Annotated in this window: 10 protein-coding genes and 2 riboswitches (1 of these 12 cut by a window edge); all 10 genes read left to right on the forward strand. The window is 36.7% G+C overall.

From position 1 onward, the window contains the following. Positions 1-1,025 precede the first annotated feature (1,025 nt). Positions 1,026-3,104, forward strand: coding sequence for an AAA family ATPase (locus tag LC040_18195; protein WLR51080.1), 2,079 nt, complete (start codon positions 1,026-1,028; stop codon positions 3,102-3,104). Further along, positions 3,097-5,049 carry a UvrD-helicase domain-containing protein gene (locus tag LC040_18200; GenBank protein WLR51081.1) on the forward strand — a complete coding sequence of 651 codons (1,953 nt, stop codon included), beginning with the start codon at positions 3,097-3,099 and terminating at the stop codon, positions 5,047-5,049. Before LC040_18195 ends, LC040_18200 begins: the two co-directional genes overlap by 8 nt. 1,194 nt (positions 5,050-6,243) lie before the next feature. After that, the gene (locus LC040_18205; protein ID WLR51082.1) at positions 6,244-6,963 is read left to right on the forward strand and encodes a hypothetical protein; all 720 of its coding nucleotides are present in this window, start codon (positions 6,244-6,246) and stop codon (positions 6,961-6,963) included. After that, the gene (locus LC040_18210) at positions 6,956-8,572 is read left to right on the forward strand and encodes a hypothetical protein (protein ID WLR51083.1); all 1,617 of its coding nucleotides are present in this window, start codon (positions 6,956-6,958) and stop codon (positions 8,570-8,572) included. The genes LC040_18205 and LC040_18210 overlap by 8 nt, the downstream gene beginning before the upstream one ends. A 1,084-nt stretch (positions 8,573-9,656) precedes the next feature. Then, positions 9,657-11,162 carry a 23S rRNA (uracil(1939)-C(5))-methyltransferase RlmD gene (gene rlmD / locus LC040_18215; GenBank protein WLR51084.1) on the forward strand — a complete coding sequence of 502 codons (1,506 nt, stop codon included), beginning with the start codon at positions 9,657-9,659 and terminating at the stop codon, positions 11,160-11,162. Positions 11,163-11,579: 417 nt separating this feature from the next. Beyond that, the gene (locus LC040_18220) at positions 11,580-12,554 is read left to right on the forward strand and encodes a MoxR family ATPase (protein ID WLR51085.1); all 975 of its coding nucleotides are present in this window, start codon (positions 11,580-11,582) and stop codon (positions 12,552-12,554) included. Then, complete coding sequence (locus tag LC040_18225) at positions 12,551-13,735, forward strand: DUF58 domain-containing protein (protein ID WLR51086.1); 1,185 nt, start codon at positions 12,551-12,553, stop codon at positions 13,733-13,735. Before LC040_18220 ends, LC040_18225 begins: the two co-directional genes overlap by 4 nt. Before the next feature lie 17 nt (positions 13,736-13,752). Next, complete coding sequence (locus LC040_18230; GenBank protein ID WLR51087.1) at positions 13,753-15,870, forward strand: transglutaminaseTgpA domain-containing protein; 2,118 nt, start codon at positions 13,753-13,755, stop codon at positions 15,868-15,870. 32 nt (positions 15,871-15,902) lie between these two features. Beyond that, positions 15,903-16,004, forward strand: a riboswitch (purine riboswitch). A gap of 137 nt (positions 16,005-16,141) precedes the next feature. Next, a complete protein-coding gene (guaA, locus tag LC040_18235; GenBank protein WLR53334.1) occupies positions 16,142-17,683 on the forward strand; it encodes a glutamine-hydrolyzing GMP synthase in 1,542 nt (513 codons plus the stop codon). Between the two features lie 83 nt (positions 17,684-17,766). Continuing rightward, a riboswitch (purine riboswitch) is annotated at positions 17,767-17,868 on the forward strand. 150 nt (positions 17,869-18,018) lie between these two features. After that, positions 18,019-18,565, forward strand: partial view of an NCS2 family permease gene (locus LC040_18240; GenBank protein WLR51088.1) — the beginning only. Its footprint extends 776 nt past the window's final position; 547 of the gene's 1,323 nt are visible here — the first part of the coding sequence; it begins with the start codon at positions 18,019-18,021; its stop codon lies beyond the right edge, outside the window.

The following is an 18,565-nucleotide window of genomic DNA, read 5'->3' on the forward strand; positions in this document are numbered from 1 at the left end:
ATCTCAAAGAGTGCGGAACCCAATGAGTAAATTAAAAGATGGTGCAAATAATTAGTATACAACACATACAGCAAGAAAAGGAGATTTATGTGTTGGTGTTTTGAGTAAATAGTTTGTTTTGCGAAGTACTAATAGACTGGAAATGAAACATAATTTTTATAAGGCAATCACTTGTCTGGGGAATCGGTGTTAAAAGATGAATATAGATTATGCGAAGGAAGAGAAAGCTTACCATAGATTTATTGGTAAGCTTTTTAAATGGATAAATTTGTTGTAATATGGAAGAAAATATAATTTAGGATTTGCTTTAGTGTGGTGGGGGACTGTCCCCAGCGCCTTCTGATGGCTTCGACAACCTAACAGTAGAGGGACTTGGGGTGACTGACAAGTCCTTTTTTTATGCACTTATAAAATAAGTGCAGGACTCTGCATTTTTCCTTTGCAAAGCTCTGCACTTCTATTTTGCAATAAACATAAATGGCAAAGGAAGAAATACCTTTTCATGCAAAATTACTATAATGAAATTTAACATTTTGCTAAAGCACTCATGTCCAAAACGTAAATTCAGGTTCACAATGTTACAGTGAAAAATTAACAAATCCTTGATATACCGCACTCTCATCACACGTCGTTAAAGAAAAAACACCCTTTCACCTTAGGGCGGCAGGATGTAGTCATCCCCCTGAAATCCACCTAGAACCTTGTCTCTGAATGGAGGCAGGGTTCTTTTTTTGAATTAGTTCGTTAAGGTTTGGTTTTGGTGTTAGAAGATGAATATAGATTAGGTAAAGGAAGAGAACGCTTACCAATAGATTTATTGGTAAGCTTTTTTAATGGATAATTTTGTTGTAAAATGGAATAAAATATAAATTAGGATTTGCTTTAGTGTGGTGGGGGACTGTCCCCAAAGCCCTAGTCAATAAACCCCTGAAATTGTCTTAATGTGTAAATATATGTGTTATAATTAGGTGGAATTAACAATATATGACTGGTGAATTTAAATATTTGCATGGGATGTGTTACTAATGTATTTGGCCGAATTGAAGGTATGGAACTTTAGAAAGTATGGTGGTACCTCTGTTGATGAAGAGCCTTCATTAATTGTGAATTTCAAACAGGGCCTAAATCTTCTTGTTGGAGAAAATGATTGTGGAAAAACTACAATTATTGATGCAATAAAACATCTGCTAGGTACTCAAAGCTTTGACTTCAATAGAATTGACGAAGATGACTTTTATGTTAGTGAACCAGGGGTAAGAGCAAATCATTTGAAGATTGAAGGCAAATTCAAGTCATTATCTGATGAAGAGTCAGGCAGGTTTTTAGAATGGATCACTTTTGGCAAGGAAGGTAAAAGTGAACTAATTATTCGCTTGGGAGCAAAATTTAAGAATAATAAGGTCTTTACTTCTATAACTGCTGGTGAGGAAGGATTGGATTCAAGGTTTGAGGCAAGAGATTTGTTAAGAGTTACATATTTAAAACCTTTAAGAGATGCAGAAAGTGAACTATCATCTGGTTATAAGTCAAGATTTGCCCAGATATTAAGGAATCATCCTCTTTTTGAAAAAAAAGAAAGTGAACATACATTAGAGAAATATATCCGTATAGCGAATTCTAGAATAAAGGATTATTTTGAAAAAGAGAGTTTAGAACAAGAGGATATTTTTGAAATTGTTGACGGAGAAGAAGGTGCTAAGTTAATTACGAGTTTCTTAGATTTAACTCTTACAGAGTTTATGGGTACTAGTTTTGGAGAAAATAAATATAAATCCTTTGTTGACATTACCAAAAATGATTTGAGCTCCATATTACGTAAATTAAGCTTGAATATTGATGAAAATAAGATTGGTTTGGGTTCACTCAATCAACTTTTTATTGCAATGGAATTATTATTATTCGAAATAGAGTCAAATTTCAATTTGGCACTTATTGAAGAAATTGAAGCTCATCTTCACCCTCAAGCACAACTTAGACTAATAAAATATTTACAAGATAAAGGTAACATTGATAATGAACAGTACATAATAAGTTCTCATAGCATCACATTATCCTCTAAAGTCAAATTAGAAAATATTATACTGTGTAGAGAGAACTCAACTTTCCCTATGGCATCCTCATTTACTGAACTTAGCGGTGGTGACTATCAATTTCTTCAAAGATTTCTCGACGCTACAAAAGCAAATTTATTCTTTGCCAAAGGAGTCATTTTCGTTGAAGGTGATGCTGAAAACCTTTTAATACCTGTATTAGCTGAAATAATAAATAAGCCTTTACACAAATATGGTGTGTCATTAGTAAATGTAGGGAGCACTGCCTTTTTGAGGTATTCTAAAATTTTTAGAAGAAAAGAAAGCCAACTAATGTTAAGGCTTCCAGTTTCAATTGTGACAGACTTAGACGTAAAGCCGCTAGAATGTAATGGGAACAACAGTAATCATGATGATTACAAATATTTTGAACTGAGTGAAGAGAATATACGTGAGTTTGAAGAAAAATATAAAGGACTAAAATTGGATTTTATGCAAGGGAAGGCATTCTTATCTAAAGAAAAAACTAAGATTGAGATCTTAAATCATAATAAAATTAATAATTTTAGTAATTTTCGAGGTTTTCCTGCGGAACTTGATAGGGAAATGACACAATGCTTTAATATCGATTTAGTAAAAAAAATAGTAGAGGAAGAGAAAAGAAAAAAATATGAAACAGAAACAATAAAATTAAATATTAATAAATGGACTATGGAATATGATATTTCACTTGGTGGTTTAAGAGAATATATGTTTTGTGCAGTTAAAATTAGTAAAAAAATAAAGTCCAACGAAGATATAATTGATACATTGGATCTGCAAAGAGAATTAGATGAGGCTAACAAGGAGATTGAGGAATACTCTAATGATAGAAGTAATGAAGAAATTGCATTTTGGATATATGAAGATTTGTATAAGAATAGAGCATCTAAAGCGGTTGCTGCACAATACTTTGGAAGTTTATTAAAAATGAATGAAGAAACAGTTAGACCAATCATAGAATCAGATCAATCTATTAAATATTTATTAGATTCTATTAATCATGTCTGTAGTGAGGAGGGCTTAAGTGATTAACACTGCCATAACTGCTATAGAAATAAAAGCGGCTGAAAAGATTCTTTTAAAAGATGGAGATAAGTTTGACCAAGATGAAAAAGTGCCAATTATAAGATGTATGGATGAGTCCATAGATGTTATTGCCTGCCCAGGTAGCGGTAAAACGACCACTTTACTAGCAAAACTATGTATTTTGTTAGAAAAGATGCCGTTTATTGATAAAAGAGGATTGGTGGTATTAACCCACACTAATGTGGCCATTGAAGAAATATTAAGTAAATTAGGATATAAGATTGATATTTTGTTTAATTATCCAAACTTCTTTGGTACTATTCATTCGTTTGTAAATAAATATCTTGCTCTACCATTTTATAAAGAAACGTTTAAAACTAACAAGGTGACGATTAACGATGACATATTTAATTATCAATTAACAAGAAAGATTACTCCATATGGTAAGTTGGATAAATATATTTTTAGACAAGTAATGAGGCAATTTGATGAAAAACCACCTGTTATTATACTAGAGCAATGTAAAAAAGACTATCTGTGTAGTATATATATGGATTTAGAGGATGGTAGAATAGTATTTAAAAAGAGTGGTAGGGTTATTGTAAAAAAACCAGATAGTGATCTGTATAAAGAGCTGTTTAAACTATTCTATGAAGATTTGCTTGCTAAAGGATATTTAAGATATATGGATACATATCTGCTTGGTAAATTATATATTATTAAACATCCTAATATTAAAAATTTATTTACAAAAAGGTTTAAATACCTTTTTGTTGATGAGACTCAGGATAATAGTATTATTCAGAATGATATATTAAATTGTCTATTTGAAAAAGGGGATACAATAATACAACGTTTTGGTGACCCCAACCAAGCGATATATGAAAGCATTAACACAGAACAGTCGCAAAACTTTATAGAACTCAAAAAATATGAAATTTCGAAGAGTATGAGGTATAGTCAATCTATTGCAAATTTTATTGATCCACTCCGGGTTGAAAATTATGGAAAAAATCTATTAGGGAAAAGTAGTCATCAAGATGATATCCCACCGCATATAATAATTTATAATAAAAGTAGAATCCTAGAGGTAAAAGGAGAATTTATTAAAATAATTCAGAGGTATAAACTGAGTAACAATATACATCCTTTTAAAGCTGTTGGATGGGTAGGCTATAATAACAATCCTGATCGAACAACAATCCAATCTTACTTTCCAGATTTTATTTCTAAGAAAAATATAGTCAATCAATTAGATAAATATAACTTTCACATTTGTTTAAATAATAATATCAAAAGAAAACACACTGTAGGTAATGTGTACAATGGTATTTTGGAATTTTGTGCTAACTATTTGAAGTATGTCGGTGTAGAATTTGAAGAAAATAATAAGAGAAGTTTTGAAAAAATTCTTGAAGAAGATAATAATGAACATTTCCTAAAGCTAAGAAAACAAACATACTTATGGTCGAAAGCCATCTTTTCTGATGATAGAAATGTTTATAATCAAATAAAGGAATATATAAAAGAAGTGTTAACATTATTTATTGAAATAGAGGATTTTGATGAAAGCCATTTTGATTCATTATTCCATTTACCGGAAGGGATAGTTGAACTAGGAAATAACAACAATACATACTCAAAAGCGGGAACTGCTGTTTTAGTTGACACCATTCATGGTGTTAAAGGTGAAACTCATACGGCAACGTTATATCTAGAAACTTTCTATAAAGTTAATGATATTAAGCGGATAATGAAGTTTCTTCTAAAAAAAACTACAAGAAAACCAAATATCGATGAATTTAAAAGTATGAAAATGGCATATGTTGGTATGAGCAGAGCGAAAGAATTATTATGTGTTGCTATAGAAAATGAGAGTATTAGTGATAAGGATATGGAAATATTGAAAGCTAAGGAAAAAGCTAATGAGGTTGCAATTGTGAATATATAATTCTGTAGAAGAAAGTTTAACGAAAACATTACTGCCTATTAAAGTATTTTTCAGTAGTAACATTTTATTATAAGATATGAGACTATTGGATAATGTTAAATCTTAGACAATATTGGAGTTATTGCTTGAGTAATGATGAACGAATTCTCTGACCATATACATTTCAAGTGGATTATACAAAATAACGTTTTATTCAGCATTCATAGCTTATTAGGAAAAATATTGTGAACAAAATGCTTTGCTAACGTCATCCAGTAAGTTTAACCGCCTTAAGTATGTTACAGTGAAAATTTGCAAAACCTTGATTATCGCACTTTTAGTGCAAATCGTTAAAGATATTACACACTCTCACCTTAGGGGCGGAATGATGTAATCCAAAAAGCGGACCAGGCTTGCTCAGATGTGACCGGATAAGTGAGTCGTTGTAAAGCCCCTGAATTTTGGGGCTTGTAAGGGAGTTGCTTATCTCGCGAGCATCTGCCTGTATACCTGAATTACTTCCCCATCAACCCTAGAACCTTGTCTCTGAATGAAGACAGGGTTCTTTTTTTGGAATTAGTTCGTTAATATTGGGTTTTGGTGTTAAAGGATGAATATAGATTATGCGAAGGAAGAGAAAGCTTACCATGCCCAGCAAGCCGTTCAATTGCTAGTTGGTGAAAGTCAAATCTGAGTAGTGCCCAAGACGCTCAGTAGCTGGCAGGCAACTGGTGGAGAAATCCTAAGGCTAGAGTCCTATGACAATGTAACTCATTCGAGTGCAAGCGACCAAACAGGTTGTAACATCAAGTAATCCTGCCGCCTCGTCAAAAGAGCCCTTCGTTGAAGGACAAAGAGAAGTCGAACCTGGTGTCTATAGGTGAAGACCACGGAAGATGTGAAGAACTTAGAGGAACAGTACCGAAGAATCTCTCGGGGGATGGAGAGCGACATGTTTGAGTGTAGTGGAGGACTGGCCCTAATGCCCAAAAGATAAGTTATTGTCATAACGTGCAATATAAAATGTCATATTAACCTCCAATCATACAAATAAATGTAATTTTTTCATGAAGCTATGAAGGTTCTTGGAGGAAAAAGAATATTTGTTGTCGAAAATGATAATTTGGGAAATTCAGTTCGTAACTTACTTTATTAAAATATTCAACTAAAATGGTTCCTCACTATGTTTAAAAATTAATAAAAGAGGTGAAAATATTGGACTTAGAAAAGTACTATATTAATCTAATGGATAAATCAAAAAATATCTTAATAGAGTCATTTAAAAGTAAATCGAATTTTTCTAACTGTCATGCTTTCTTAGATGATTTAGATAATTGGATTACAATATTATCAGAGCGTTATGAAAAGCAATTGTATCTATCTGCTATAAATGAATATCAAAGAAGTTTATATTTAGTTTTACAAGGTTCATATAGGCAGGCATTTATAGCATTAAGATTTTTTATTGAACATACATGCGCAGCAATATATTTTTCAGTTAGGGAAATAGACTACAGATTTTGGACTAAAGGTCAATTAGATATATCATGGAGTAAGGTTACTGATAGGGATTTAGGTGTATTTTCAAAAAAATATATTTCTTTATATTTTGAAGGATTATCAGAATATTATGAACAATTTGACTCGTTGGCTAAAAAATTATATCGAGAGTGCTCAGAATATACTCATGGAAATTATATTACCTACCAACATTTAGATCACGAATTAAAGTATAATCAGGAACTATTTGATAAGTTTATTGAAACGGCACAAAATGTAAATCGTCTTATAACTTTTATATTAACAGCACGTTTTTGGAATTCAATGGACTTTAAACAAAGGAACAAACTAGAAAGTTCTATAACCGACTATATAGGGTTTACTAAATATTTTGCTTATCAAATGCCTTTAGAAAGTGAGGCTAATTATGTCTAGTTTTTTTTATAGAACAGAAGAGATAAGGCTAGATGAAATTCATAAGTATTTTGTAGAATCCAATCAAGAAAGACAGATTATTAACCAATTAAAAATGCCCTCTCCTGTAATATTAGTGGGAAGTCGAGGAGTAGGAAAATCTTTTCTATTTAGAATTGCACAAGAGGAGTTATTTAGAAGTATTAATAGAGAAAAGATCCTACCTATTTATGTGACCTTTAGAAGTAGCTCATTGTTAACTACAAACGAAAAATATAAGTTTCACAATTGGATGTTATCGAGAATTTGTACAGAAGTAATTAGGGCATTAAAGAAAAATGGCTTTATATCAATAAATAGTGAGAGTTTATTTACTTTAGGTGAATCAAATTCTAATAGTAATAAAATAGAAGAAATAATGAAGTTATATGAAAATTCTTGGATGAAGCCGGATCAAGAGATTGATTCAAGTAGTTTACCAAGTATCGATGATTTTCTAAATGCTATTGAAGATATATGTATAGATATGGATATATCTCGAATGGTTATATTTATCGACGAAGCAGCACACGTTTTTTTGCCAGAGCAACAAAGACAATTTTTTACACTGTTTAGAGATCTAAGAAGTCCCTATATCTCTTGTAATGCTGCAGTTTATCCGGGTGTAACGGTATATGGAGATTCTTTTCAACCAACTCATGATGCAGTACTAATAAACCTTCATAGGAAAATTACTGATGACGATTATGTTAATCATATGAAGGAAATTGTAATAAAACAGATTAAAGAAAATCTCTATGGTGATAGTAAATTAATTACTCAAATATTAGAGAGAGGCGAAAACTTTTCAATATTAGCTTATGCATCAAGTGGTAATCCTAGGCATCTTTTAAAAACTTTAATGACCACAAAAAAAATGGATAATAATTCGTTGAATTCAACAATTAGGGGTTATTATAGGACAGCTATTTGGACAGAGCATTCAAATTTAGCTGAAAAATATAAAGGACATAAAGAACTAATTGACTGGGGTAGAACATTCATTGAAAATGAAGTATTGCCTTCTATAAGAAAAAAGAATGGAGAACGTTTAGATGAAGATAAAAAAACTTCTACATACTTTTGGATGCATAGAGATGCGCCACAAGCTGTTAAAGAAGCATTGAGATTACTAGAATATACTGGTATTTTATATGAGGAAAGTAAAGGTATAAAAGCTACTAGAAATCAAATAGGAAGCCGTTATTTTTTAAACGCAGGAATTCTTATTTCATTTGAACAAAAACCAGCTTCTACCGCCTTAGATATTATAAATTCTCTTTCCCCTAGAAATTCTACAGAATATGGTATAAATAATAAGCATTATGATTCTATTGAAGAAAAATTTAAAGTAATAGAAAATCTTAATATGTCAGATATCTTAGATTATATGTTACAAAAAAACATTGACGTACTTGATTTACCCGATTGGCAAATTAACGAACTTAAACATGTAGGTATACTCACCATAAAAGATGTATTAACTGCTTCTGAAAATACTTTCAGACAAATCTATATGGTTGGAGAAGTTCGAGCAAGAAGAATCAAATCGGCTGCAATTTCAGGTGTATATGAATATCTATCAGATTAAATTCATCACCTAAAAATACCATTACCTACAATCATATTAAGAGATTAATTTTCTAAGACCTGCAAACATTTTCTTAATCAAAAAAAGGTTAGACACCGTGAATATGTATGCGAAGATGAGTAGTTAAGGATTTGACTTGTGGCTTCTGTGTGCATGGTTGGTCTTGAAAGCTTGAAGTTAAGGTTTCATTAGGTAAACGAATCTACTATACCATTTCTCCCATCTCTCTATTTACTGAAGATCATGTTTTCATAAAGATAGGAATGGTTCTACTTACATAAAACTTTTACTATTAAATATGTCATTTAGCAAATAAATACTCATCTTAAAAAAGCTGATATATTATTAAACACTCTGAACTGTTTGTGGGAAACTCTTCATTGCACTATTCTTTTATTGCTGTTAAGAGAAGATCATTGTTACACATTATAAGACTACTGCGTAATACATAATATATTCTGAACATTTACAGAAGACTGAACTTAATGAAAATTAATCAAATTTTTATAACATTTTGGATTATCAAAAAAATAATTGTTTTATATCTTTTATAATTTGGTGGTATATTTCAATGGTTGTAAACATCTCTTGAATTATTAAGAAGTAGGATAAAACAAGCGACCACAAAAAGTGGTCGCTAATCCTATGTGTACTCTAGTTATCAAAATCATTTATAATTATAAATAACAACACTGAAAATTTTTTTACGTTACTTAATTTTTTGCAAATCCCTTAAACCAAATATTAATAAATCTTCCATTCGATTATCTTTCTCAAACATCCTCTACATATTTATGTTCTAATAAATCATTTATTTCTTCAACGATCATTTGGTGTGTGAAAATAGAATGATAGCCTTCATCTAATAACTAAATCATGTTTTCAGTAATATATCTAATTACACCAAGTGAATCGATAGCAAAATAAAAAGGATCACTATTTAGGTAGCATGTTTTTTTTATTAAATTAGCAACCATTAACTGCATATACTCAACACCGGTTGAAACTCCCCACCCATTTTACTCCCCCCCCTCCCATAGTATATAATAAAGAGTCAAAGCAAAAGAAAAGTTGGGAAGTGCCTATGAATAAACGAAAGAACAACGAAAATAGAAAAGCGGGTAAGAAACGCAACCGCTCAGATAAACAGTTCAATAAACAAAACGCAGCGCGTGGGAATCGAAAGGACGGAAACCCGCAAGGTAACCGTACGGCACCCGGCGCACAGAAGCGTGGCAAGAAGTCCGTAACAGCCGAGGTGACCTGCACAGGCTTGACCACTGATGGCAAAGGGATTGCTCAGTGGGAAGGGAAGCGGCTCGAGGTAGCGCATCTGATGCCTGGTGAAAAGGCTGAAGTGACCGTTTCTCAAAAGGGCCGATATGTGAATGCGGAGCTGAAGCGGGTGATTAAGCCGTCGGAAGACCGGGTTAAGCCGCCGTGTCCGTATTACTATGAGTGTGGTGGATGTCAGCTGCAGCATATGAACGAGCAGGCGCAAGAGCGTTTCAAGCAGGGAACGGTCGATGAGCTTATGAAGCCGTTTGGGAAGCCGGACGCCATTGTGACGATGAAACATCCTTATGATTATCGGAACAAGAGTCACTCGACATTCGGTTTAGATAGGAAGAAGCAGGTTATTAGTGGGTTGTACGCTCAGAATACGCATAAGATTATTCCGATGGAACGGTGTCTTATTCATGACCCGAAAGCGGACGAGATCGTGAAGACGATCCGAAAGATGGTGCAGTCTTCTAAGATGCAGCCGTACAACGAAGACACAGGACAGGGCTTTCTGCGTCATGTGCTTGTAAAGGTCGGCAAGGTCAGCGGTGAAATTATGGTGGTGATGGTAGTCGCGTCATCTGAGTTCAAGGGCAAGAATAATTTTGTGAAAGCCCTAAGAAAGGCTCACCCAGAAATTACGACTCTTCTAATGAATGTAAATAACCGGAACGATAGTATGGTATTGGGCGATCAGGAAAAGGTGCTGTTCGGCAAGGGAACGATAACGGATACCCTCTGTGGGTTGAAGTTTGAGATCTCAGCGAAATCCTTCTATCAGATTAATCCAGTTCAGACAGAAAAGCTGTATTCAAAGGCAATTGAAATGGCAGAGCTGACTGGCAAGGAAACTGTAGTGGATGCATACTGCGGGATTGGTACGATTAGTCTAATTGCCAGCCAGAAAGCTGGAAAGGTCATTGGCGTAGAGCTGAATAAAGATGCGGTTCGTGATGCTATCCGTAATTCAAAGCGCAACGGCGTGAAGAATGCCCGGTTCTATCAAGGGGACGCTGGCGAGTTCATGGTGCAGATGGCAGCAAGCGGTGAGAAAGCCGATGTGGTCATAATGGATCCGCCACGAAGCGGAAGTGACGAAGCGTTCTTGTCCAGCGTAGTGAAGCTCCAGCCGAAGCGGGTCGTGTATGTGTCCTGTAACCCGGTCACACAGGCGCGGGACTTGAAGTACTTAGTGAAGAACGGGTATGAGGTTGAAGGCATTCAGCCGGTGGATATGTTCCCGCAAACAGTGCACGTAGAAACCGTTACAAAATTAGTACGTAAGGAAGAAGCAGGTAACCGATAAAAAGGTACCTGCTTTTCTTTGATGGTGAAAACTTTCAAAAAACCTTGTCTCTGAATGGATGCAGGGTTTCTTTGGGTTTAATCTAAAATAAATTCCTGTAAAGGTAGAAAATAAGGAAAATGGTATATTTATATTCCGGTTTTCGAGAGGAGATTAAAGGAAAAACTTAAAATACATACTTTATGCAGAGGTCTTAAGTTGTGTTTTGGGGTATTTTATGTTCCTGTGACTTCTGTTACATATGTAATGGGTATGAAATGATAGAGGGAATAAGAATAACTTCCAATTTTACGATGCGTAAAGTCTGATATAATTGTTGCATGTGTAAGAGGTAATATCTTATAGAGAACAGAAATGAAATGGAAAAAACCATTACTGAATATAAGTGAATTTGGAGGAATAGAGAGGGGGAGTACGATGACACCGCCGCATGTTCAAGCAACATATCATACAAAAATCGAAACAGTGCTTCAAAATATAGAGAGTGTAATTATCGGAAAGCATGAAACAAGTCTGTTAAGTATAATGGCTTTGCTCGCTGGAGGGCATGTTCTGCTGGAAGATGTTCCAGGGGTTGGAAAGACAATGCTTGTCCGTAGTTTGGCAAAGTCTTTTGGAGTAGATTTCAAGCGAATTCAGTTTACACCTGATTTACTACCATCAGATATTACAGGTGCTTCTATCTATAATGCGAAAGAGCGGGACTTCGAATTTCGTCCAGGTCCATTGATGGCTCATATTGTGTTAGCGGACGAGATTAACCGTACATCACCGAAGACACAGTCAGCTCTATTAGAAGCAATGGAGGAAAAGAGCATTACCGTCGATAGTGTGACAAGAAGCTTGCTTCGTCCATTCTTCGTGATGGCAACACAAAACCCAATTGATTTCGAAGGGACTTATCCTCTTCCAGAAGCACAGCTGGACCGTTTTCTGATCAAAATTAATATGGGCTATCCGTCGGCAGAAGAAGAGTTTCTAATGCTGAACAGAATGGAACGGGAGGACCCGATTCAAAAGCTTGAATCAGTGCTAACGGTTGAAGAGCTGCTTACATTGCAGGATGAAGTGAAATTAGTGCATGTGGATGAATCAGTTAAGCGTTATATTGTTGATATCATTCGTTCTTCACGTGAGCATTCAGCGGTAGAGCTTGGTGTGAGTCCGCGTGGAGCGATTGCGTTGATGCAGGCTGCACAAGCGTATGCGTTTATTTTGCAAAGAAGCTATGTGGTACCGGATGACATTCAATATTTAGCTCCTTTCGTGCTGAGTCATCGCCTTATGCTTACTTCTGAAGCGCGCTTTTCTCATTTGACTCCAGAGAGTATTGTGAAGCAGCTTGTTCAGCAGGCAGAGGTGCCGATTACAAGGAGTAGAATGAAACGATGAAAAATTTCATGTCAAAATGGCAGCTGATAAAAGGGGCAGCATTTATTATCACAATCGCTGGCTCTACCTATGCGTATGCGATGTTTCAGGGTGGCTTTGTTAGTTGGTTCTTGTTCTATAGTGTATTGCCATTTTTGATCTATATGATTGCGTTATTTTTCTATCCGCTATCTGATATTAAGGCTGTGCGGACGATCGAAAAGTCTCATTATATGGCTGGAGAGAGAATGGACGTGCAGATTGAATTAAAGCGGAGAATTCCTTTTCCGTTGTATTATGCGATTGTGAAAGAAGTGTTGCCGCCTTCACTTCGTCAAGACGACCAGCCAAAGAAGATGCGCTTTCTTTGGCTTTCACGAACATTGAGGTTTTCATATTCAATTGATGAATTGCCTCGCGGGGACCATAGACTGCTTCACCTCTGCTTCAAAACGGGTGATTTGCTTGGACTTGTTGAGAAAGAAAAGCGTCTTTTCACCCAAGGCAGTGTGTTAGTGTATCCGCATCTGGAAAAAGTGTTTGTTCCGAAAGAAGTAAGAAGCGAGGGTGCGAGAAGAGCGAATGCCCAAATGAATGCACCAAGAAACCGTTCATTGACGTCGAGTATTCGTGCATATCAGCCTGGTGATCGCTTCTCGTGGATTGATTGGAAGGCAACAGCTAGAAAAGATGAACTAATGACAAGAGAATTTGAAAGAGAAGAACATCAGAGCTATATGATTTACCTTGACCGAAGTGTGTCTGGAAATGTGCAAGACTTTGAGAGGGCCGTTTCGTATGCTGCTTCTTTCATGCGTGCTGTTTTGCAGAGTCAAACAGCTGCAGGGCTTGTATCGGTAGGTGAGCAGCGTGCGATCTTTTCGGTTGCGAAAGGTGAGCAGCATTTTCGGAATGTGTACCGTCACCTGGCGGCTGTTCAGCCAGATGCACGGATGGCTTTCACAGAAGTAATGAAGCAAGAAAGCATTCAAACACTTCATGTGCCAAGGTTGATTCATGTGCTTATTCTGCAAGTTGTAACCCGGGAAATTATGCAACAGTTACAGAGCTTTGCAGGAAGTGGCAGTTCTTTTTTTATTGTTGTGATTTCACCTGATTCATCTCAGCAATTAATGATTCAATCCTTGAAGAAGGTTGGTATGAATGTGTATTGGTTAAGTCATGAAGAGACGCTCACATAGTTGGTGGAGTGATAAATATGAAAAGATATATTCAACAGCTGCCTGTATATTTATTAGGGTTTATGTTGTTTTGGGAATGGCTTAGGCCGTTAGAGATTGTGACAGATACGGATAATACGGAATGGTTCTTAACATTTGCGATCGTTTCGTTTTTGTTATATTTCCTGGAAATACCGGCGGTTGTCAGTATCGGTATTCGCTTCTTGACGATGATGTATATTCTGAATGTCTTGTTCTTTCCGGGGAGCTTCTTGAAATTAACGTGGCTTTCTCCTTTGCTGCAAGACTTGAAGGCGAATATGAGCTTGCTGACAGAAATGCAGTGGTTGGCGCTTACGAATTCGTTCCGTACGTTTTTGTTTTTTGTATTGTTATGGCTGATGAGTTATTTAACCTATTACTGGCTCATTCAGGCGAAAAAGATTTTTTTGTTTTTCTTGTTAACTGTCATTTATATTGGTGTGCTTGATACATTCACCGGTTATGATGGAAGCTTTGCGATGGTACGTACGATTCTTGTTGGGTTGTTTGTGATGGGGATTCTGTACATGCTGCGGCTTAAGCATGAAGAGCGTATTCAGATTCCTGTATTTTGGGCGTTGCCGTTAATATTACTTGCATTTTCTGCGGCTGGTTTTGCTTATGTCATGCCGAAAGCAGCGCCGCAGTGGCCTGATCCGGTTCCGTTTATTAAGAAGACAGCTTCAGGAGATCCTAGTTCAGGAAACGCTGGTGTGAAGAAGATTGGCTATGGCACAAATGACGAGCACCTTGGCGGGCCTTTTATTATGGATGACACTACGGTATTTACTGCAGAGACTGAAGAGCAGCATTATTGGCGAGTGGAGTCCAAGTCATTTTATACAGGGAAAGGGTGGAAGGCTCCTTCGCAAGCCAACCTGCAAAGAACCTCTCCTGATACGCCTGGGGTAGGTCAATTTGATGCTTCTGTGCCTGTTGAGTCTGTTCGTGCAAAGGTGAAGATGAGCCCTTCCTTCTCCTATCCGCATGTCGTGTATGCACCAGAGCTTCAGCAAATCTTAAGTGATAAGAATGTCGATTATTACGTGAACCCTTTCACTGAAAAGATATTAACGCGCAATGATGAACAGCCTGTTGCTTTAAATGAATATAAGCTTCAATATGAATATCCGAAATTCAAAACAACCAAGCTGGAGGGTGTTGAAGCTGAGCATCCAGACGCGCGTTATACACAAGTGCCTGAGAGTCTACCGAAACGAGTAAAAGATTTGGCACTTGAAATCACGAAGGATGAGCAAACCGATTATGAGAAGGCGAAGGCAATTGAGCGATATTTTTCGCAAAATGGATATATATACGAAACGAAAGATGTAGCAGTGCCGGGAGAAGATGAAGATTATGTTGATCAATTCCTATTTGAGTCAAAGAAAGGCTATTGTGATAACTTCTCCTCATCCATGGCTGTTATGCTCCGTTCGCTAGATATTCCAACACGTTGGGTGAAAGGCTATACGCAAGGGGATTATGTTGAAAATGTGAAGCCTGGTGTACAGCTGTATAAGGTAACGAATGCAAATGCTCATTCATGGGTTGAAGTTTATTTTCCTGAGACAGGCTGGGTACCGTTTGAGCCAACAAAAGGCTTCAACAATCCATATAACTTCAGTTCGGATTCCCAAGCATCCGATCAATCAGTAGAGCTACCTGAAAGCGAGCAACAGGAAGCGCAGCAGCAAGAACAGCAACAAGAGCAAGAGGAACAGCAGACTGGAAGTAAAGGTAGTGGTGCGTGGCTTCCGATTATTTTAAGTATAATTGTCGTTGTTTTACTTGCGGCAGGTTTGTACTTAACGAGGCGCAAATGGATGAAATTTATTTTACTGCGAAAATATCGTCATTTTCATAATGAGCAAGAATTTATTAATGGCTATTTAGCGTTGCTCAAGCATCTTAATCGTAATGGTTTCCAGCGTCATACAAGCCAGACACTAAGGGCTTATGGAGAAGAAGTTGACCGCAAACTGCAAACATCAGAGATGCATCAATTGACTGCACAATATGAGCAGTTACTTTATGGAAATAATACTGAACAGATCAGCTTTCAGCACGGATATGAATTGTGGGAAAATTTAATCAAAAAGATATCATCTTGACCGCTGTATAAGCGATTGATAAGATGTAAGCAAAAATTGAAACTTTTGACCTTCGTATATCCTCGGTAATATGGACCGAGAGTCTCTACCGGAATACCTTAAATATTCCGACTATGAAGGCAGAATCAGCCTATGCTGGAATTCTGCCTTTTTATTTGTAAAAGGGAGATTCCAGCATTTTTTGTATGGCCAGTCGGTTCTTTAAGAAACGATTTCTTAGAAAACCTAACGTAGCTAGGAAAATATAATAAATGAGGTGACGGGCTTGGATATTCGTGAAAACATTGAAGAAATGATTCTCGTATTAGATTTTGGCGGACAATACAACCAGTTAATTACTAGAAGGATTCGTGAGTTCGGTGTGTATAGTGAGCTTCATTCACACAAAATCACTGCCGAAGAAGTAAAGAAAATGAACCCTGCTGGCATCATCTTCTCAGGCGGACCGAACAGCGTATATGGCGAAGATTCCTTCCGTTGTGATGAGGAAATATTCGAGCTTGGCATTCCTGTGTTAGGTATTTGCTACGGTATGCAGCTAATGACACACCATTTCAAAGGAAAAGTGGAGCGTGGCCATAAGCGTGAATACGGAAAAGCGACATTGACGGTTGAAAATACATCAAAGCTTTATAAAGATCTTCCGAATGAGCAGGTTGTTTGGATGAGTCACAGCGACCTTGTTGTTGAAGCTCCTGAAGGCTTTGTCGTAGATGGGACAAACCCGTCATGTCCAGTGGCAGCAATCAGTGATGAGGAGCGCGGCTTGTATGGCGTACAGTTCCATCCGGAGGTTCGTCACACTGAGCATGGTAATGCATTGCTGAAAAACTTCGTATTTGAAGTTTGCGGCTGCAAAGGTGAATGGTCAATGGAGAGCTTCGTTGATATTGAAATGAAGAAGATTCGCGAATTGGTAGGCGATAAGCAAGTTCTTTGTGCCCTAAGCGGCGGTGTTGACTCTTCTGTTGTAGCAGTGCTGATTCACAAGGCAATTGGTGACCAGCTGACATGTATCTTTGTTGATCATGGCTTACTGCGCAAAGGGGAAGCAGACAGTGTAATGAAAACATTCGCTGACGGCTTCAACATGAACGTTATTAAAGTCGATGCGCAAGAACGTTTCCTTAATAAATTAAAAGGCGTTTCAGACCCTGAACAAAAACGTAAAATCATCGGTAATGAATTTATCTATGTATTTGATGATGAAGCAACAAAGCTTGAAGGAATTGACTTCCTAGCACAAGGTACTCTGTATACAGATATTATTGAAAGTGGAACAGATACAGCACAAACAATTAAGTCTCACCATAACGTAGGCGGCCTTCCAGAAGATATGCAGTTTACGTTGATTGAGCCGTTGAATACGCTTTTCAAGGATGAGGTTCGTGCGCTCGGTACGGAGCTTGGCATTCCTGATGAAATTGTTTGGCGTCAACCGTTCCCAGGACCAGGTCTTGGTATTCGTGTACTAGGTGAAGTAACAGAAGAAAAGCTTGAGATTGTTCGTGAATCAGATGCAATCTTACGTGAGGAAATCAAGAATGCTGGTCTTGACCGTGAAATCTGGCAGTACTTCACTGCACTTCCTGACATGAGAAGTGTAGGAGTGATGGGTGATGCGAGAACATATGATTATACGGTTGGAATTCGTGCGGTTACATCAATTGACGGTATGACATCTGATTGGGCTCGCATTCCGTGGGACGTGCTAGAACGTATTTCTACGCGTATTGTGAACGAGGTAGACCATGTAAACCGAATCGTTTATGATGTGACAAGTAAACCACCTGCAACAATTGAGTGGGAATAAAAAACGAATAAATATAATAAAATAAACAAAAATGTTCGGATTTTATGTTGACGTTCACTATAGCTGCTGATAAAATGTAAGAGAATTGAATAACACCATTACTTCGTATATTGCTGGGAATAAGGCCCGGGAGTCTCTACCAAGCTGCCGTAAATAGCTTGACTACGAGGTTAAATGGCGAAAATTTTCTTGCATTTATGGATCTTTTTTAGTGAATCACTACTTTCGTCATTTTACCTTTGAGCTCTCGTGGTTATTACCACGGGGGCTTTTTTATGTATCTAGGGAATGGAGATTGTTCGGTTTCTAGGATTTTTACTTAGGAGGAGTAATAAGTGAAACGGTATTTTGAATTTGAAAAGCTAGGCACAAATTATAGAACAGAGTTTTTAGCTGGTTTAACTACATTCTTATCGATGGCGTATATCTTGTTTGTAAACCCATCTATTCTATCATTAAGTGAGATTCCTGATTTACCAGCAGGAGTAGGGATGGACCAAGGTGCAGTTTTCACAGCAACAGCTATTGCTGCAGCAATCGGTTCAATTATTATGGGAGTTCTTGCACGATATCCGATTGCCTTAGCGCCGGGTATGGGATTGAACGCATTCTTTGCTTATTCTGTTGTGTTAAATAGCGGGATTCCTTGGCAGACAGCTCTTGCTGGGGTTTTATGCTCTGGTCTTATCTTTATTGTTCTAACGTTATCTGGGATTCGTGAAAAAGTAATTAACTCAATTCCAAGTGAATTGAAGTTCGCGGTTGCAGCTGGTATCGGCTTGTTCATCGCATTTATCGGCTTTCAAAAAGCAGGCATTATCATTAATAACGATGCAACGTTGGTTAGCCTTGGTGACTTAACAAATGGTAATACATTACTTG

Source organism: Bacillus tianshenii, from assembly GCA_020524525.2.
Classification (GTDB): Bacteria; Bacillota; Bacilli; order Bacillales; family Bacillaceae_N; genus Bacillus_AV.